Below are 19,289 nucleotides of genomic sequence, written 5' to 3' on the forward strand. Positions count from 1 at the left end.
TTTGTGCTTTTATGACTTTTTGAGGGTGTTTTTACTGCAAAATAAAATTGCTATTTTATTTGACTACAAATATAAAAAATATAGTTTAGATGAAATTTATAAAAATAAGGGCTGCGGTGTAACTGTTGTGTTGACCTATAAATTACGAGCAAAATTAGTGTCTTTAGATATGATTTATTCAATAAGCACTAATAATAAACCTTTACCAATTGATGTAAAGGCTTATTTAATGTTTAATTAAGATTAATTAAGTCTATAGCTTAGTAAATACCAAGTCCTTTATTTCAGGTAAGTATACTGTTTTATCTGTACTGGGAGGACAAGTGGCACTATCAATTAGAGAATCATTTGGTTTATATCTCCATGAAAGCTGTGTTGAATTTATTTTTTTTAGAAGTATCTTTCCCCAACCAATTCCACAATTAGTGCCTCCATAATATAGCAGTACTAAATTTTGACTTGGACTTGTTCCGAAGCTGTAGATTGTATGAGTATCTTGGTTTATAGGAATTGACATGTTTTTGGTATCCTGTAAAACTTGACCACTTGTTTTTTTTACTATAAATTTGATGCAAAGAACATCTTGATAGTAACTTTTAGTTTGTAGATCAATTTTTTTCTTTACTTCTTTTGTTATAAACAGATTAATTATTTTTCCATCAAAATTTGCAGAAAAATTTCCCACGTAACTATCCAATTCATTATTCAAATCCTTCAGATAAGAATTAGAAGTAATATCTTTCAAACTAGTATTTAAGGGCTGTATTTGTTGTGCTTTACAAGCAGTTATGTTTATAATTAATTCTAATACAATTATAACTCTCAAAAATATTGTTTTCATGATTTAAGAACACGGTGTATCTGTTGTATTGACCTTTAAATTACGGGTAAAATGAGTGTTTTCAGATATGATTTATTCAATGAGCATCAATAATAAACCTTTACCAATTTAGGTAAAGATCTATTTAATGTTTAATTAAGATTAATTAACTCTATTGTTTAGTAAATACTAAGCCCTTTGTTTCTGGTAAGTATACTGTTTTATCAGTGCTTGGAGGACAAGTTGCAGCATCAATTACTAAACTGTTTGGCTTATATTCCCAAGATATTTGATTCGAATTAATCTTTTTTAGTATTATTTTACCCCATCCAATACCACAATTTGTACCATCATAGATAAAGATTATATCTCCCAGTGTAGGTCTGGTTCCAATACTTACAATATTAAAATAAGAATCATTATTTAAAACCATGCTTTGCGTATCTTGAAGTATTGTTCCAGAAGAATTTTTTATTATATATTTTACTACTAATGCATCTGTAAAATAGCTTTTATGAGTACTTTTTTCTAATTTATTATCTACTTTTGTGATGAAAATTATTATTTCGTTTCCTTGATAATTAGCCTTGTATTTTCCTACGTATGGATCTAACTCATGATTTAGGTCTTTTAAATATGAATTGTTTGGGATGTCTTCATAATCTGTATTTAAGGGATATTGTTGTTGTGCTTTACAGGAAATAAAGTTTATAATTAATCCCGCAATTAGAAATATTTTAAAGTGAATTTTCATAATTTTATTTTTTAATGTTTTAAGAACACGGTGTAGCGGTTGTATTATTACCATCACTGTTTAGTGTTATATTTGTTACTGTGCCATTATCTTCTATCCTCTGTAAAGATACCTTGCCATCCATACCCATATTTTTTAAAGTGTCAAAAAACAATTTTTGAAGTCCAGCACTATTTAAATCACCTCCTAAAGTATCCACATACACTGAATTTCCAGCAAGTTTTGATTCTCTTTTCATATAGTCTTTCATTAAGGTTTTTATATCCCAACTATTATTGTACAAAAACTGTGATAACTCCTGTGCAGTACCACTAAAGTTAATCATATAGTTGTAATATCTAATCCCATTAGGACATGTGCTACAGGGCTCCGAGGCAATCATACCCATAAAACCATCTCCAATATTTCCGTTAGGTTGTGCGATTGAAAAATTTAGAAGTTTAATAATATCTGGAGGAGAAAGCATTTTAATGCCATTTGGGGTATGATTATGATAACCACCCTGGTATTCGGCTGTATCACCTAAATCCACTTCATGTGGGCCTCCAGGAATGGTAGCACTGGTTGTTCCATCTGATTTTATTTTTACTCCAATTTCGCCACCCTTAGAAGCTTGAACCTTTAGTTCTTTGATTTTTGCTTGTACATCGGGTTTGCTTAAAATATTTTTAGCTTTCTCACAAGGATTTGGAGGAGTTACAGGAGTTCCACCACCGCCTCCATGAATAGCCCCTCCGCCACTCATTCCTCCGCCAAGACCACCGCTCCCTCCATTACTTCCATAATCTAAAAATGGATAATAAAAAATGTAAGATGGACCAGGTATTGATTGATATACGGTAATAATAACCTCCTCGATTGCTTCTTCATGCATTTGTTCTCTCCCTTTTGAGAGTTGCATTGCATCATAAGCTTTCTGAAGTTTTGCAAGAATACTTTGTACCTCAGGAGAGTCATTTTTTAATACACTAAAGTTTACCCAATCTCTTTCAAGATTTATGATTCCAAATAATGCAGCATTTACCTTGCCGTCTTTCATAATGGGATAGACAATACCCTTGTTTGAATCTCCGTAAGTGAGACTTCTTAAATCAAAATATACATCTCCTACTTGTTCATTAAACTTTTTTGAATAATCCGGATTCTTATCCATAAAAGTTTTTATGATATTCATGAAAGGTTCATGGTAACTCACATATTCAGAACCGTCCTTTTGCAAGAGCTTTTTAGAGGCAAGGTTTTCTTCAAACCTCGCAAAAGCTCCAATTTTTTCTCTTTCCGTTCTTTTTTCTTCCTGCGCTGTTTCATCTGTTCTACAGGAATTGAAAAAGAACAGGCCCATTACCAATAAAAGTAATGATACAATGAGTTTTCTCTTCATAAACAGTTAATAATTTTAGTTGCTAATTTAAAATTTTTTTTAATTCACAATATGGGGTTTTCCGTATCGTTTTAAACTGCTTTTTACATATGTAAATCTATTAATTATACTTATTCTTTTATCAGGGCTTAAGTCTTAATATTTATTCTTAATAACTTGCTAATTCTTTTACCAATGTAATATATTATTGAACAAACAATGTAATAGGTTCAGAAAGAATATCATAGTGTATTAAAGTTTTACTATATTTTGCTAGGCTTCCAACCTTCCTATTTCTTTTTCTACAATGTTTTTGAAAGATTTATCTTTTAGAATTGTTTCATCAAAAGAACTCTCAGAATTGATGCCTTTAAAGTTTTTTTTTATACTTTTGTTGCAGTGGTAAATATAGATGTACGATTTTTCATTTAAATTTTAAGGTGAAAATATGCGAGCTTCAAAATTATCTATTTTGTTTGGATAATTTTTTACTGCACTGTTTTACTGAGTTGTGTAATATATTGATAAGTAGTCAATTATGAATATAATGTAAAACTTTATATCAAAGAATTTAAATACAAAAATAAAAAATGAATTTAGAAGGACGAAAAATTATTGTCAATAAATCATCTAAAGAGTTGGCGGAACTATTAAAAACACCAGACAACTATAAAGAATTTATGCCGGACGGACTTCAAAAGTTTGAAAGCAGAGAAGATGGATTTAAATTTGGACTGCAGGGGATGCCGGAAATTGCTTTAAAAATAGATGAAGTTACAGACCAAAAAGCTGTTTTGAAATCGGCAAGTTCAAGTCTGGATTTTTCATTAACAGCAACTTTAAATCCTGTCAATGACAGCCAAACGGAAGTACAAATGCTTTTTGAGGGTAAGTTTAATCCATTTATAAAAATGATGGTTGAGAAGCCTCTTCAGAATTTTATCAATACCTTAACGGATAAGATAGAAGCTTACAAGTAATATATAAACCTTCAGAAATGGAGGTTTTTTTATGCAATAATACCGGAACTGTGATCTTTAAAGCTACCCGTGGCTGAGGATAATACATTAATTTCATGGTTAAGTCTTAATACTCCCATAAACCCAAAGATCAATGCTTCTTTATAGTCTATAAGCTGTTTTTCAGGAATAACAATTTCTGCTTTTGTTTTTGCCTTTATCTTTTCGATCAGATAAGAATTATGGGTTCCGCCACCGGTAAAAAGAATGTTTTTCAAGGCATTCTCATTGATAACTTGAGAAATTTGTTCGGCAATATGCTCAGTGAAGGTTGCCAGCAGATCAAGGGTTTCAATATTTTTAAAACTGTTAAAGATATTTTCATTACACCATTCAATACCTAAGGACTTAGGGTAAGGCTGTCTATAGAAATGGATTGAGCTTAGCTTGTCCAGTAAAGCTTTGTTAACAGTTCCTTTTTGGGCAAGTTCACCATTTTCATCAAAACGTTTACCTGACTGTTCCGCTAATTTATTCAGAACAATATTTACCGGAACGATATCAAATGCTATTCTCCTTTGATGAGACTGAAATGAGATATTTGAAAATCCTCCCAGGTTAAGACATGCGTCGTATGTCGGGAACAATAGTTCGTCACCAATCGGGACCAGGGGAGCTCCATTTCCACCCATCAAAACGTCCTGTGTCCTGAAATCATAGATAACAGGTAATCCCGTTTCAAGCTTTATGGCTCTTCCATCTCCGATTTGTAGGGTGAACTTTTTTTGAGGCTGATGAAAAACGGTGTGCCCGTGAGAGGCGATAAGGTCAATGTTTTTTAATTGATGAGTTTCTATAAACTGATGAACCTGTTTTCCCAGATAGAAACCGTATTCAGCATTGAGCTCCAGGAGTTCTTCAGCGGATAAATGGATAGAATTCCTCAGTTGTTGTTCCCAGATCTCAGGGTAGGGAATGGTTTCGGCAATTACAATCTGAAAACTCCACTGCTCCTGCTTTTCAAACCGGACAAAGCAAATATCCAGTCCATCTAAACTGGTACCCGACATTAAACCTATCGCTCGGAAAATCATAGAAATTATTTTTTGGATTCGGACAGTTGTTTAGAGCTGAAATCTCCGGAACTGTTAAAGAAAGTATATTCAGAGAAGTCATCCTTGGCGGTCATTCCGTTGGCGCCTACAAGCGTAGAGCCATCTTCCATCGTTACATATACGGTATCTTTGGTGTAAATACGGTTTTTCCTCTGATCCCAGTAGATGCTCTGCATGGCAAATCTTTGTCCTTCGTTGGTGGTAATTCTCACATTACCTTTTGCCTCATAGAATTTTTTATATTCGAAGATCCGCGCGTATTTGGCAGTAATTTTTCCCGGTACCTTGGGCTTTTTCTTATCAAAAAATTCAATATTGATTCCTTTTCGGGCAACTACATACGGGCTATCTATGAGCTCGTACTTTTCAATAATAGGAGCTAACGCCTTTAGTGTGACGAATCCGGAATCTCTCTGGATGATACGGGCATTATTAATGATCTGTGAAGGGAAATTTTTGCTTTGATTGCCGTTTCGTTTGGTAAGATCCTCTTCACAGGATGTCAATATAAAAAATATAGCACAACTAAAAAGGCATGCTATATTTTTTTTATATGATAAGTTTTTAAACTTCATTTTAGTTGTATAAACTCTTTCTGAACCACTTGTCAGCAAAATTAAATCCTACCCTCAGGTTGATGAAATTCTGGTTGATCAGGTTGTCTTTTAAAGTTCCGCGCTTACCAAGCTCGATACCCAGTTCCAATCCACTCATTCTCGTTATACTACTGGTTTTGAACGGAAGCATTACCCCTGCTGAAATACCAAATTTGTTAATGCTGTTATTACCGATCTTCAAACCTCCTCTTTCATAGAATGCACCATAACGGTATACTACTCTTGAGAAATAGTTTCTGAAGTTATTGTAGTTAGGTAAATACCAACCACCGGCAGATATTCTGTAGGTATCCTGGAAATCAAATGTTTTTCCAAAATAAGAAATGGTTTCTCCTTTTTTATAATCAATCTGGCCCGAAACGAACCATTGGTTTTCACTTCCATATCCAACCCCTAAAGAGGCTTGTACGGGTAAAAGATTTTTGGAGCTTGTGCTTTTCTGTTCTATAATCTGCTCCTCTTTTTTCACGTCGGCAGCATAGAAATAAGTACTGTTTGTATAATCGGTAGTCATATTACTTGTGTTTCCAAAAGTAGTAGTGGCACCAATGGTTAGTTTTTTATCAGTACGGGTATTCAAATGCTGGTAGCTTGTCCCTAAAGTAAAATTAAAGTTTCGAACATTATTTTTGGTCTCGTATCCATTGATCAATTGGCTATCAGCAGTAGTGATCTCGTTAAGATCATACAGATTACCGAAATAGTAATTCGCTCTTAAACCCAAAGCAAATTCATTGCTTACTTTATAAGATGCAGCTATCTGTGCTGTATTTAATGTTCCTGTTCCTTTAAACCGGTTGGCAAAAACAGTTCCATCAGTGGTAGTGCTGGTATTAACAATATCATAGCTCTTTGAGCTGTAAGGTTGATAAGATAATCCCATTTTCACCTTTGAGGAGATAGGAAATGCTAATGAAATATTGGATAAATACGTAGAATGTTTGGTAGACTTCGTATTGTTATAATTCGTTTTGAAATAGTTGTTTTCGTTCGTCGCTTCAAGCTTAATACTGGTCAGTTCGAAATTCGTATTGTTTGCTGGATTGGCAAAATTGAAATTACTCGTGAAATCACTTATAAAAGCCGTTGAAATACCACCCATAGAAGCTGTTTCAATCGTATTATCATATTTTACATCCCCGATTCCGTAAGTTGCATATGGTGAATTACTTAAACTCTGCGCATTAAGGAAATAGCCAACAGAAATGAATGATAGTACAAAGATTTTTTTCATTCTTTATTTTTAAAATAATGCGCAAATATCTTAAATATTAATGAATTGTAAAAATTTCATGAGGTTAAAGTTTGTTAAGGGGAATTATCTTTAAATCAAAAGCTGATTTTTTGTTATAAAAATAAATTTAGCCGAAGTGAGCTTTTTTTTTCTTAGGATGGAATTGTCAGGATTCCTGCAACTATACATCTTTCACAATAATAGTTGATTACATTAATGAAAAGAAGAGCTTTGCTATAAATAGACGTTGCTTTATCTGATTTTTGTAATTGTAAAAGGCCGTTTTCCACAAAGAAAACTGCCTTTCAACTTTTTATGTATTGTCAATTAATAATTGAGCTTATAATACTTCCAGAACCGATCTGCTATGGCTGAATGCCTGGAAACTGAACTTTCCGTGATATTTTCCAATGCCGGAAGTTCCTACGCCTCCGAAAGGCAGAAAATGAGAGCCTACATGGATGATGGCGCTGTTGATTTCAGCATCACCACTTGTGGTACGGTTTAAAACATCATTGGCAAATTCTTCACTTTCAGAAAAAACATATAAAGCCAGAGGCTTGGGGCGATTGTTGATTTCTTCCAGAGCGACATCAATGTCAGTATAGGTCATGATGGGCAATATAGGACCGAAAATTTCCTGCTGCATCACCTGATCATCCCAGGTCACCTGATCCATTAAGGTTGCTTCGAAATGACGGGTTTCAGAATCATATGCTCCTCCGTAAATTACTTTTTCTGGTGCTGCGTCCAGATAACCTGCAAGATGTTTGATCTGATTGGTATTAACGATTTTTCCTATTTTTCCCAAAGATCCTTCAGGATAAGTCGTTTTAAGGTAAGCTATAAATTTATTTATAAAGCTGTCTTTTACAGATTCATGAATGTAAATATAATCAGGGGCGACACAGGTCTGCCCACAATTGATCCATTTTCCATAGGAAATTCTGGACACAGCTTTATCGAGGTCAGCATCTTTGTGTACTATTGTTGGTGATTTGCCTCCTAACTCCAGAGTAAGCGGAATCAGCTGTTCTGCGGCGGCTTTCATGACAATCTTACCTACATTGGGGCTTCCCGTAAAGAATATATAATCGAAAGGAAGACTTAATAGCAATGTATTTTCCTCTATGGCTCCCTGGAATACTTTAACATAGGACTCATCAAAAGATTCATCTATAATTTTCTCGATTACCTTTGCCACATGAGGAGTGTTTTCAGAAGGTTTGATAATTGCTGTATTTCCGGCAATCAATGCACCGATCAACGGGCTGAAAGTGAGCTGTACAGGATAATTGAAAGGCCCTATAATATAATTTACACCATAAGGCTGATATGTTATTTTGCTCACAATTTTTGCTCCTGAAGGATGAGGTCTGGATTCTACCGGAGTGGGTTTTGCCCATTCATCAATGTTTTCCAGTAAATAATCCAGTTCACTGGATACGATCTGAATTTCTACATATTCTGCCTCTTTTCTGCTTTTTCCCAGGTCAATGTCCAAAGCTTCACATAATGCATCCGTGTGGTTAAGAAATACTTCACGAAATTTTCTTAGCTGCTCCTTTCTGAATTCAATATTTTTAGTCTTATTGGTTTTAAAAAATGCCTTTTGCTTTTCAAAAACCTCCTTAATTTTTTGTTCTGATTCTGGTGTCATAGTACTATTTATAATGATCTATTAATCTTGGTGAAAGTTTTATCTAAATTATTCATTTTAAACTGATATCAGATAAAGGCTCCATGATTAATTTAAGATTCAGCCGTTGTTACACTTAAATTAACTTCAATATTTCCTCTGGTTGCATTAGAATAAGGACAAACCTGATGTGCTTTTTCAATTAAAGAGCGGGCCTCTTCCATAGATACTCCTGGAATATTAGCATGTAAATCAACTGCGAGACCAAAGCCTCCATTTTCAATCTGTCCAAGACTTACTTTTGCTGTAACGGTAGTTTCTCCTGTTTTTATCCTATTCTGTTTGATAACCAGGTTGAGGGCACTGTCAAAGCATGCCGAATATCCTGCAGCAAATAACATCTCCGGATTAGCGTAATCATCATTTGTACCACCAAGACCCTTTGGCATTCTTACTTCAAGATCCAATACTTCGTTTTCGCTTTTTACATGTCCGTTTCTTCCTCCTGTGGCTGTAGCGCCAATACTATACAATACTTTCATAATGTGAATTTATTTTTTGTTTTTTGATACAGCAAATTTATTGCTAAAAATTAAATTGTATACAATTTAATTACTGAATTACATAAATAAGATTATTGACAGAGACTATAATTACGAACTCTTAAGCGGATTGTTCTGTTTTTGAAAATTATTTTAATCAATAGATCATCTTAAATTTCCTTGAATTGAGAGAAGATTTTTTATCTTTGAGGCATGAATTGGGAGAACATTGCCGGACAAGACAATCTGAAAAAACTTCTTAAAGATAGCATTGCAGAAAACAGAGTAAGCCACGCCCAGCTTTTCATTGGAAAGGAAGGATATGGTACATTTCCTCTGGCTTTAGCTTATGCAAAAGAAATCCTGCAGGGCGAAAATGAGCACGCCGCTTCAAAAGTTGAACACCTAAATCATTTGGACCTGCACTTTAGTTTTCCGGTATATACGGATAACAAGAACTCTTTAAGCAAAAATAAGTTTGAGGATTTTCGCGAAATGATCTTGGCTTCTCCCTACGCAAGCTATGATGACTGGACTGCTTTTCTGGATTCTGAAAACAAACAGCTTTTTATTTCAGCTGATGAGATAGATGATCAGAACCAGAAATTTTCTCTTAAGAGCTTTGAAGGCGGAACAAAAATTCTCATTGTATGGAGAGCAGATAAAATGAATGTAGCGGCATCCAATAAATTTTTGAAATTCCTGGAAGAGCCACCTGCTAAAACCATTATCCTGCTTACCGCAGAAAATTCAAACGATATTTTACCCACCATACTTTCCAGAACACAGATTGTAGAAGTTCCCAGACTTAACGATACGGATATTGCAACCTATCTTCGGAACAACTTTTCAGTATCTGATGAGCAGTCCAGGGAAATTGTTCATGAAGCTCAGGGAAATCTGAATGACGCTGTAAAACTTTTAAAATCGGGGAATAAAAATGAAGAGTTCGAACGACTTTTCATCCAATGGGTTCGGGATGCATTCCAGGTGAAAAAGAGACCGGAATTTCTTAAAAATATCATCCTTTGGGCAAGAGAGATAGCCGGGTGGAATCGTGAGAAGCAGAAAAACTTTCTGAATTATTGTTCTGAAATATTCAGATTAGCTTTACTGCAAAACTATCAATCTGAGGATCTGGTGTATAAAAAGATCAATGCCAATGGTTTTAACTGGGCTGGATTTTCTAAATTTATCAGTGGTGCCAATATTGAAAATATTCTTGAAGAAGTAAGTACTGCCGATCTGCATTTAACAAGAAACGGGAATCCTAAAATCATATGGACAGACCTCGGAATAAAGCTATCCAGATATATTCATAAAACAACATAAAATTTTAAAATAAGATATGAGTCCGGTATAATCCGGACTTTTTTGTTATGAAAAAGGAATGGTAAAGTGTTTCTTAGATACTTTTATTAGAATAAAAGCAAACAAATAATTATGATAAAAGAAGGAAGGCAGATTTCAATTTTAAATAATTCCAATTATTTACATCATTTTTTGAAGATTCTTTCTTCGGCCAATGCTGTATTTTTGACAATTTTTACCTGAAAAAATTAAATCAAATATTTAAATAGTTAATTAATTATGAATTTATTTATAATAATTAGTATTTTTATTTAATCAAAATGTATTAGTTTACAGTAAGTTATATTAAGTAAAATTAAAAATACATTAAAAAATCAATCAATCGTTTGATTCTTTACAAAACTTGTGTAAATTTGCAGCCTGAAAAATTAGCAGTGACATGATTTCAAAAGAAGAAAATATATTATTTGCTGCAGAAAAGCTTTTTGCTGAAAAAGGTTTTGACGGGACTTCTACAAGGGAAATCTCAAAGGCAGCGAATGTAAATATTTCTATGATCTCTTATTATTTTGGCTCAAAAGAAAAACTTTACGAGAAATTGGTAGAATACAGAATGAATGAAAGCCAGTTTTTTTCAAAAGATATTCTAGAGAGAACAGATATTAATGAATGGGAGAAAATAGAAAAGATAGTGGACGTGTTTTCAGGAAAGGTAAGAAATAACAGATGCTTTTACCGGATTATGCAGCGTGAGCAGCTCCATGCGGAGAACCCACAAATTGTAGAATTCCTGAAGCAAACAAAAATGGGCTTTCTTTCCATGTACTCACAGATTTTAAAGAGTGGTTTGGAAAAAGGCATTTTTACCAAGAACCCCCTTATTTATTTGTTACATACTACAGTTAGCGGGACGTTATTTTACGCTTCCAATGCTAAAGAAATGTATAAAGAATTCCTGAATAATAAGGAGGACGAAGAAGCTTTCGATGAAAAATACTACACAGAACTTAATAAACATATAAAATATTTACTAAAAGACCTTTTGGGTTATGAAGAAAATAAATAATTCCGTTATTGCACTTTCACTATTTATAGGAATTGCTAACATAAATGCTCAGGAGAAAAAACAACTCAGCCTTGATGAAGCTGTGAGGTTAGGTATCCAAAACAGCAAGAATCTAAAGATCGATGCCGCTAAAATAGAAGAAGCGACAGCCGACCTTTTAGAAGCAAAAAATAAACAGCTGCCGGATTTTAAGCTTTCGGGGCAGTACATGCGTTTAACGAATGCTAAAGTAGATGTAAAATTTCTGAACGAATCCGGATCAGGTGGTGGAGTAGCCTCACCGAAGTCTGTATTTTTAGGTCAGGCTAATTTATCTATGCCTATTTATGCTGGAGGAAGAATAAAATATGGAATTGAGTCTGCAAAATATCTGGTGGAGGCATCCAAACTAAGCACGGAAAATGATAAAACTGCCATCGCTTACAATGTTGCCCAGGCTTACAATAATTTGTTTAAGGCCAACCAATCGATCAAGGTTTTAGAAGAAAACCTTACAGCTTCCAATCAAAGAGATGAGACTTTTCTTAAAATGGAAAATAACGGATTGATCGCAAGAAATGACCGTTTAAAAGCAAATCTTCAAACCTCAGATATTGAATTGCAGCTATTGGAAGCCAAAAATAACTACAATATTGCAAACATCAATATGGACCTGTTACTAGGAATTCCTGAAACAACAATTATTGAAGTGGATCCCAATTATATAGATGAAGCTGAGGATGCTAAGCCTGTGGATTACTATCTGAATGAGGCTCAGCAAAATCGTAAAGATCTACAAGCCTTAAGCCAGCAAAGAAGGGCTGCAGAGTTGGGAAGTAGAGCTGCAAAAGCTGAAAACTTACCTACCATTGCATTAACAGGAGGGTATATTGCAGCAGATGCACCCAACTTTTTAACGGTTTACAATGCAGTAAACGTAGGCATAGGGATACAGTATAATCTGGCTAATATCTGGAAGAAGAATTCATCTTTGAGACAATCCAAGGCGAGAGAAAAACAACTGGAAGCAAGCAATGAACTTTTAAATGACAATATAAAGCTTGATGTAAACAGAGAATATCAAAATACAAACTATTCTAAGCAAAGGATTGCTGTATTTGAAAAATCTGCTATTCAGGCTAATGAAAACTATAGAATTACTAAAAATAAGTTCGATAATGGTTTAGCCACCATGACCGAACTCCTGGATGCAGATGCTGCTCAGATCTCAGCCAATGTAGGAGTGATCAATGCAAAAGCAGATGCCGCATTAGCTTACAGAAAACTATTACAAACTACAGGAACTTTAACAATTAAATAAAAGAATAATACCACAATGGAAAATAATAAAACAGAACAAGCAGAGAACTTAGAACCAAAAAAGAAGAAAAGTTTAGTTTTCCCTATCATTTTAGCGGTTGTGTTAATCGGAGGTGGAATTTATGGATATAGAACTTATTCTTACGGACAGGTGCATGAAGAAACGGATGACGCCCAGATTGCATCCAATATGAGTCCTGTAATTTCTAAAGTATCAGGATATGTAAAAGAGATAAAAGTAAAAGATAATCAGTTTGTAAAAAAAGGAGATACTCTGGTTATTTTAGATAGCAGAGACCAGAAAATGGCATTAGAGCAAGCCGAAGCAGCATTGGCAACAGCAAAAAGTAATATTTCAACTGCTCAGGCTACTACAACAGCTACTTCTAAAAACATCGGAAGCTCTGAAGCTGCTGTAGCAACAGCAAATGCCCAGATCGAAGCTGCAAAAGTAAATGTCTGGAAAACTTCTTCTGACCTGAAAAGATATGCTAATCTTGTAAAGGATCATTCCATTACAGAACAACAATATGAGCAGGCGCTTGCTGCAAAACAATCCGCAGATAAGCAGTTGCAGGTTTTAGTGGAGCAGAGAAATCAGATCGCTCAGCAGACAGGTATTGCTTCTTCTCAGACTGCAGCTAGTTCTCAACAGATAAGTGTAGCCAATTCAGTGGCACAACAAAGACAGGTAGATGTGGAAAATGCAAGATTAAACTTGTCTTACACGATTATTTTGGCTTCTGAAGACGGATATGTAGGAAAAGTTCCGATTCAGGTTGGACAATATCTTCAAGCAGGTGCGCAGTTATTCAGTGTAGTGAAAAATGACCAGAAATGGGTGGTTGCGAACTTTAAAGAAACTCAGGTTGACAAAATGGTTGAGGGACAAAAAGTGAAAATAGAAATTGATGCTTTCCCTGATCAGGAATTTGAAGGGGTTGTAAGCTCTTTCTCACCTGCAACCGGTGCTACATTCTCTATCCTGCCTCCGGATAATGCAAGTGGTAACTTCGTAAAAGTGGTACAAAGACTTCCTGTAAAAATTGATTTTGTAAAACTGGATCCGAATATCGCTAAAAAACTGAGAACAGGAATGAATGTGAAAGCTGAAGTTTCGCTAAAATAAATATGTAAAATGTATTGATGTAGAATGTTTTTATGATTTAGATAGATTACGCAAACATAATAACGGGTTTGTTTTCAATTGAGAAATCTTTAATCTTTAAATTTCTCAATCCTTAAATCAATCATTTCACATTCATACAATTGTACATCACACAAAATTAACTATGCAAGATTCATTAGTAGAATATGGAGCCCGGAGAGTGATCATTACGATCACAGCTATTCTTTGTGCTCTGCTTGAAATTGTGGATTCCACGATTGTAAACGTTGCCCTCAATGAAATGAAAGGTAACCTGGGATCTACACTTTCTGAAGTGGGTTGGGTAATTACGGCTTATGCTATAGGTAACGTAATTATCGTACCAATGACGAGCTGGCTGTCACAGCAGTTCGGACGTCGGAATTATTTTGCAGCCTCTATTATCATCTTTACCATATTTTCATTTTTATGTGGAAATGCAACCAATATCTGGGAACTGGTATTCTTCAGATTATGCCAGGGTATTGGTGGAGGCGCATTATTGGTAACCTCACAGACCATTATCACGGAATCATATCCTGTTGAAAAAAGAAGTATGGCTCAGGCGATTTATGGTTTAGGGGTAATCATTGGTCCAACTTTGGGACCACCGTTAGGAGGATATATTGTAGATAACTTTAGCTGGCCTTATATTTTCTATATCAATATTCCAATTGGTATTGCAGCAACTCTGATGACTTTACAATTTGTAAAAAGTCCCAAATATGCCGAGAAGAGAAAAGCTTCTGATGTCGACTGGCTTGGAATTGCCCTGTTAGCCGTTACTGTGGGTTCTTTACAGTTTATCCTGGAAAGAGGTCATGAAGAAGACTGGTTTGCAAGCGGAATGATCGTTACCTTTACCGTAACCGCTGTATTAGGATTTATACTGTTTCTCTGGAGGGAGCTTACCTTTAAATTTCCTATTGTTGAATTAAGGGTTCTGAAGAACAGTAATTTAAGGATCGGAACGGCGATGTCTTTTGTATTAGGATTTGGGCTGTATGGGTCTACATTTATTGTCCCTTTATACACTCAAAGTATCTTAGGCTGGACTGCCCTGCAATCGGGTGCATTGATGATCCCTGCAGCATTAACTACTGCCTTCATGATGCCTATCATCGGGAGATTGCTTTCTAAAGGAGCTAAGCAGCAGATTCTGGTTTCCTTAGGATTGTTCATTTTCTTTGTTTATAGTTTCTGGGGATATAAGATCCTTACACCAGACACCAGTAAAGAAGCCTTTTTCTGGATGTTGATTGTAAGAGGAGCCGGATTAGGACTCTTGTTCATACCGATTACTTCCTTGTCGCTAAGTACATTGAAAGGTCAGGAAATTGGACAGGGTGCAGCTTTTACGGGGATGATGAGACAGTTGGGTGGTTCTTTTGGTATTGCTGCCATTACAACCTTTATTGCCAATGCAAGTCAGAAGTACAGGGTGAATCTTATTACCCATCTCGATAGTGATAGTTTTGAGGTTCAGCAGCGTTTAGCAACACTGAAAGCAAGTTTTATCTCCAAAGGGATGACTCCTGATGCTGCATTGAATGCGGCCTATAAAATGCTTGATCTTTCAGTAACAAAACAGGCAACGGTACTGTCTTATATGGATGTTTTCCTTTATTTAGGGGTAGCCTTCCTGATTTGTATACCATTTATCCTCTTCGTGAAAGAGCGAAAAAGTAAAGAAAAAATAGATTTGAGTGAAGCCATGCACTAAATTTAAATTAAAAATACCTCCGGAATCCGGAGGTATTTTTTTATGCTGAAAAGTTTAAAGATCAGCAAACCATTCAGCTCCGCTGATGTCAATCAGCTTTACGCGATGGATCATATTTCTTTTGTCTGAGATATCTTCAATATTGAATTTGAGATCTGCCTTGGCTCCAAGCGGAATGATCAGACTGTGTTTCCCTGGCTTTACCCTGGCTACATAATGATTCTGAATATTTTCCGATTGCAGTTCCGAAAGTTCTTTCTGGGTCAATGCTTTTAAAATTATCCCATCTTTATCTAAAATATGAATACCGATCAGAAACGAACCGTAGACGTCAGCACCCTCGGTTCTGTATACCTCAAAATGAATGGTATTACGGTTAAGGGAAAGATTTGAAATCTCAACTTTGGGTTGAACTGATTTATTGTGCAAAGTTCCCCAGACTCCTCCATGAAAATATTGATTGGTAAAGAGGGTAAGTCCCATAATAAAAACAGAACCTGTAAGCACAAAATATCTGGGATTCCGGATAGGGAGATGACCTGAGGCGAGCCATGGGAACCATTTTTTAGAAGTGAAACTGATCTTCTTCTTCTTTAAAAAGTAATCATCCAGAGAAAAAGGACCACTGCCTGTAAGAAATAATGTGAACCCACCCGCAATTCCCAGAACACCGATTTGCCATTCGTCCAGACATGTTGTTCCCAGCCAGCCTGATCCCAGAAGAATTCCTAAAGCCAGTCCAAAAATTCCAATGCTCATGAGACGGGTAAACAATCCAAAAATGACCGCTAGTCCTACAATCGCTTCTATGATGGTAAAAACTACCATAGAGGTGTGCAGTGCATCGGGATGAGTAACAAGGTATTCTATAGCTGGTTTGATCCCCAAAGCATTGGGCAGGAAATGATTGAATTTTTCGCCGATATATCCTTTTACTTCGGGATCCAGTTTATTTTCCAGGACCAGACGCCGCCAAAAAGCTGAAAAGTAAGTCCATCCGATGACCATACGGATAGATAATGTATATAAACCAGCATGATCTTTAAGCTGGCAAGTTGTATTTTTCATTGAATGTATATTTTACTGAATAATTAAAATTAAAAATGACCGGAGGTAATCTCCTGTGCTATATCCAATTTTAATTGTTGAAATAAAATATACCTTGGTGGGCTATTTCCTGAAGTTGTTCCGGAATAGGTATTGCAAATTTGTTTACCTTCTTTTAAAGGATGTAAGCAAGTATGCAAATAAAATAAAAAGCCTTTTACCGATTTGGATTGTATTGATGAAATAAGTGTTTTCTGTGATGAGTTCGTAATCAAACTATCACAGCTGAAAGCGGGATTGGAAGTAACTCTTACCTTATTTAAAGGGCTGATATATTGGATATCGAAAATACCTAACAGGTCCCTTTTTACAGAACAGGGAGATAATGAAAACATCAAAACAAGCATGATAATGATTGTTTTGTAGGTTCTCGTATGTATTTTGTAGTCCTGCATGATCTGCAAAACTAAGTTTTTATAATGGAATGAAAGAATTTAATGCAGATGCTCAACCATAAATTTTAAAAACTCATCCTGCTGGTCTACAAATAAATAGTGAGAGCAGTTGTCAATAAGATCGAAGTTCTCTTTTCCTACTATTGTTTGAAGATCATTGATCTGCTTTTCAGAAAATATAGCATCATTCTTTCCATAGACCGCAAAGATAGGGACATCCTTCTTTTTTATATTTTTTAAAACACTGATATTATTAAGATTATTCCGGCTTTCATTTTTATAGAATTTCAGAGGTGAATCAGGGTTTCTGTAATTCTTTTTATAAAAATCACCTGCTTCGTATTCATTTCTGAGCTGCCGGCTTTTGGGTGTTGGATTGGGCATGGAAAAGAAATTCATATCACCCGCAATATTATAGCAGCTTTTTCTGTATTCTGCGGAGTTTTTCGGTAAACCTTGAATGTCTGTAATCTGCTTTAATTTTGATGGATCATCCTTAAATTTTTCTCTAGCTTCTTTCAGGATATGATCATAAGTTTCCTGTTGCGAAAACAAAGCACCTGCAAGCGTTAATGAGCTTACTTTTTGAGGATATTGATTCGTAAATAAAGTCGCTATGATCCCCCCAAAACTATGTCCCAGAATATTTGCTTTATTCAGACCATACAGTTTGTAAATATTGAGCAAATCATCAAAACTTTCTTTAAAAGTCATTGTTGCCTGGTCATCTTTCGATCGTCCTTCACCACGTCTGTCATAAACAATTACATAAAACCCTTTATTAGCTAATGCCTCAGCTGTAGTTCCTTCAAATAATGTAGCATTTCCGCTGGGTCCGCCATGAATAAAAATAACAGGTGGATTTTCCTTGTTTCCGTAATCCCTGGAGTAAATTGCCTGTGCATTCAATGAGCATACAAATAAGAGGAAAAGAACTGAAATAACCTGTTTCATAATTCGGATATAAATATAAGAAGATGGGTAAAGATAAAATAATTAGTAATAAAGAAGTATTACATTTTCCTGTCATTTAATTTATGATAAAAAATTCTGTAATTCGTCAAAATAGCTACAACGATACTCAATATGGCTACTTTTAATTTTTAATTTCTAAAGACCTTTGTATCATAAAATCAGAACAATGCAAAAAACAATTTTTATCACAGGAGCTTCATCTGGATTAGGGAAAGCAACAGCTCAGCTATTTCAAAGCCAGGGATGGAATGTCATTGCGACCATGAGAAACCCCGAAAATGAAACTGAACTCACAGCATTAGAAAATGTTTCCGTTATCGGACTGGACGTTACCGATAAAGAACAGCTGGAATCAACGATTGCAAAGGTTCTTTCCGAAACGGAGATTCATGTGGTTGTGAATAATGCCGGATATGGTTTGGTAGGCCCTTTAGAAGCCTTTACAGATGAACAGATTAAAAAACAGATTGAAACCAATCTCATGGGAGTAATCCGGATTACAAAGACTTTTACTCCTTACTTCAGAGAAAGAAAAGAAGGGGTATTGATTAATATCACATCCAGTTTCGGTTTAATGGGTTTTCCTACATGCTCTATTTATAGTGCGACAAAATTTGCAGTAGACGGTTTCTCAGAAAGTATGGGTTACGAGCTGGCTCAATTCGGGGTTCAGGTTAAAGTAGTGGCTCCGGGAGGAATACAAACGGATTTTGCTGGCCGTTCATTAGATGGAGCCCAGCATAGCGCGTATCGCCAATTGACAGAAAAAGTACAGGAAGGCTATAGTCCGGATCAGGTATCCAATTACTCAAAACCGGAAGATATTGCCCACGTTATTTATGAAGCGGCAACTGATGGTAAAGATCAGCTGAGGTATGTTGCCGGCAAAGATGCTAATGCCCTTTACAATGACCGGAATTCCATCGGAGTGGAAAATCATGTTCAGAAAATAAAATCCGGCTTTTTGTTTGGGGAAGAGAAGAAATTAGAGGTTAGAACTTAGATGTTAGATATTAGATGTTAGATATTAGATGTTAGATGTTGCGGGCTTTACTAATGAATTGCAATTAAATAAGTTAGAGTAAATAGCTGTAATGTTAAATATGCAAAATCTTTATTTTCACAACCTATAATTTACTACCTTCAACTATCAACTATCAACTATCAACTATCAACTATCAATTATCAATTATCAATTCATCAAATTTCACATTCCTACTGACTAA

At 35.3% G+C, this 19,289-nt stretch carries 18 protein-coding genes; 7 read left to right on the forward strand and 11 right to left on the reverse strand.

The window, feature by feature from the left end:
• Positions 1 to 253: 253 nt before the first annotated feature.
• The 3 genes from MTQ00_RS00915 to MTQ00_RS00925 form a co-directional block, all read right to left on the reverse strand.
• Positions 254 to 841 (reverse strand): DUF6705 family protein, encoded by a 588-nt coding sequence (locus MTQ00_RS00915; protein ID WP_273647366.1) that lies wholly within the window; start codon positions 839 to 841, stop codon positions 254 to 256.
• Between the two features lie 151 nt (positions 842 to 992).
• Positions 993 to 1,574 (reverse strand): DUF6705 family protein, encoded by a 582-nt coding sequence (locus tag MTQ00_RS00920; RefSeq protein WP_172277281.1) that lies wholly within the window; start codon positions 1,572 to 1,574, stop codon positions 993 to 995.
• A gap of 19 nt (positions 1,575 to 1,593) precedes the next feature.
• On the reverse strand, positions 1,594 to 2,955 hold the full coding sequence (locus MTQ00_RS00925) for a hypothetical protein (protein WP_172276481.1): 1,362 nt from the start codon (positions 2,953 to 2,955) through the stop codon (positions 1,594 to 1,596).
• A 569-nt stretch (positions 2,956 to 3,524) separates the two neighbouring features.
• Between MTQ00_RS00925 and MTQ00_RS00930 the strand changes: the two genes are divergently transcribed.
• Entirely contained in the window at positions 3,525 to 3,914 is a 390-nt protein-coding gene (locus MTQ00_RS00930; protein WP_172277284.1) for an SRPBCC family protein, read from the forward strand.
• 29 nt (positions 3,915 to 3,943) lie between these two features.
• On the opposite strand, the gene MTQ00_RS00935 is transcribed toward MTQ00_RS00930, so the two are convergent.
• The 5 genes from MTQ00_RS00935 to MTQ00_RS00955 form a co-directional block, all read right to left on the reverse strand.
• Positions 3,944 to 4,987, reverse strand: coding sequence for an anhydro-N-acetylmuramic acid kinase (locus MTQ00_RS00935; protein ID WP_273647367.1), 1,044 nt, complete (start codon positions 4,985 to 4,987; stop codon positions 3,944 to 3,946).
• A 5-nt stretch (positions 4,988 to 4,992) separates the two neighbouring features.
• Positions 4,993 to 5,583: an LPS export ABC transporter periplasmic protein LptC gene (lptC, locus tag MTQ00_RS00940; RefSeq protein WP_273647368.1), complete on the reverse strand. Its 591-nt coding sequence runs from the start codon at positions 5,581 to 5,583 to the stop codon at positions 4,993 to 4,995.
• 1 nt (position 5,584) lies between these two features.
• Positions 5,585 to 6,859 carry a hypothetical protein gene (locus tag MTQ00_RS00945; protein ID WP_172277293.1) on the reverse strand — a complete coding sequence of 425 codons (1,275 nt, stop codon included), beginning with the start codon at positions 6,857 to 6,859 and terminating at the stop codon, positions 5,585 to 5,587.
• Positions 6,860 to 7,199: 340 nt separating this feature from the next.
• A complete protein-coding gene (mdlD, locus tag MTQ00_RS00950; protein ID WP_273647369.1) occupies positions 7,200 to 8,519 on the reverse strand; it encodes an NAD(P)-dependent benzaldehyde dehydrogenase MdlD in 1,320 nt (439 codons plus the stop codon).
• Positions 8,520 to 8,611: 92 nt separating this feature from the next.
• Positions 8,612 to 9,040, reverse strand: coding sequence for an organic hydroperoxide resistance protein (locus tag MTQ00_RS00955; RefSeq protein ID WP_273647370.1), 429 nt, complete (start codon positions 9,038 to 9,040; stop codon positions 8,612 to 8,614).
• 213 nt (positions 9,041 to 9,253) lie between these two features.
• Here MTQ00_RS00955 and MTQ00_RS00960 point away from each other — a divergent pair, with 213 nt between their 5' ends.
• The 5 genes from MTQ00_RS00960 to MTQ00_RS00980 all read left to right on the forward strand — a co-directional run bounded on the left by MTQ00_RS00960 (position 9,254) and on the right by MTQ00_RS00980 (position 15,586).
• Positions 9,254 to 10,372, forward strand: a complete 1,119-nt coding sequence (locus MTQ00_RS00960) for a DNA polymerase III subunit (RefSeq protein WP_172277302.1) — start codon at positions 9,254 to 9,256, stop codon at positions 10,370 to 10,372.
• 418 nt (positions 10,373 to 10,790) lie between these two features.
• The gene (locus MTQ00_RS00965; protein ID WP_273647371.1) at positions 10,791 to 11,417 is read left to right on the forward strand and encodes a TetR/AcrR family transcriptional regulator; all 627 of its coding nucleotides are present in this window, start codon (positions 10,791 to 10,793) and stop codon (positions 11,415 to 11,417) included.
• On the forward strand, positions 11,401 to 12,717 hold the full coding sequence (locus MTQ00_RS00970; protein ID WP_172277308.1) for a TolC family protein: 1,317 nt from the start codon (positions 11,401 to 11,403) through the stop codon (positions 12,715 to 12,717). The genes MTQ00_RS00965 and MTQ00_RS00970 overlap by 17 nt, the downstream gene beginning before the upstream one ends.
• 15 nt (positions 12,718 to 12,732) lie before the next feature.
• Positions 12,733 to 13,845 (forward strand): HlyD family secretion protein, encoded by a 1,113-nt coding sequence (locus MTQ00_RS00975; RefSeq protein ID WP_273647372.1) that lies wholly within the window; start codon positions 12,733 to 12,735, stop codon positions 13,843 to 13,845.
• Positions 13,846 to 14,008: 163 nt separating this feature from the next.
• On the forward strand, positions 14,009 to 15,586 hold the full coding sequence (locus MTQ00_RS00980; protein WP_172277314.1) for a DHA2 family efflux MFS transporter permease subunit: 1,578 nt from the start codon (positions 14,009 to 14,011) through the stop codon (positions 15,584 to 15,586).
• 54 nt (positions 15,587 to 15,640) lie between these two features.
• On the opposite strand, the gene MTQ00_RS00985 is transcribed toward MTQ00_RS00980, so the two are convergent.
• Genes MTQ00_RS00985 through MTQ00_RS00995 form a run of 3 tightly spaced genes read right to left on the reverse strand, consistent with a single transcriptional unit; the run spans position 15,641 to position 18,042 of the window.
• Positions 15,641 to 16,654 carry a TQO small subunit DoxD gene (locus MTQ00_RS00985; protein WP_273647373.1) on the reverse strand — a complete coding sequence of 338 codons (1,014 nt, stop codon included), beginning with the start codon at positions 16,652 to 16,654 and terminating at the stop codon, positions 15,641 to 15,643.
• A 29-nt stretch (positions 16,655 to 16,683) separates the two neighbouring features.
• Positions 16,684 to 17,088, reverse strand: a complete 405-nt coding sequence (locus MTQ00_RS00990; protein ID WP_273647374.1) for a hypothetical protein — start codon at positions 17,086 to 17,088, stop codon at positions 16,684 to 16,686.
• A 39-nt stretch (positions 17,089 to 17,127) separates the two neighbouring features.
• Complete coding sequence (locus MTQ00_RS00995) at positions 17,128 to 18,042, reverse strand: alpha/beta fold hydrolase (protein WP_273647375.1); 915 nt, start codon at positions 18,040 to 18,042, stop codon at positions 17,128 to 17,130.
• Between the two features lie 187 nt (positions 18,043 to 18,229).
• On the opposite strand from MTQ00_RS00995, the gene MTQ00_RS01000 reads away from it, so the two are divergent.
• Positions 18,230 to 19,066 (forward strand): SDR family oxidoreductase, encoded by an 837-nt coding sequence (locus MTQ00_RS01000; RefSeq protein ID WP_273647376.1) that lies wholly within the window; start codon positions 18,230 to 18,232, stop codon positions 19,064 to 19,066.
• Positions 19,067 to 19,289 lie beyond the last annotated feature (223 nt).

Source organism: Chryseobacterium sp. B21-037, from assembly GCF_028570785.1.
In the GTDB taxonomy this organism is placed as follows: Bacteria; Bacteroidota; Bacteroidia; order Flavobacteriales; family Weeksellaceae; genus Chryseobacterium; species Chryseobacterium proteolyticum.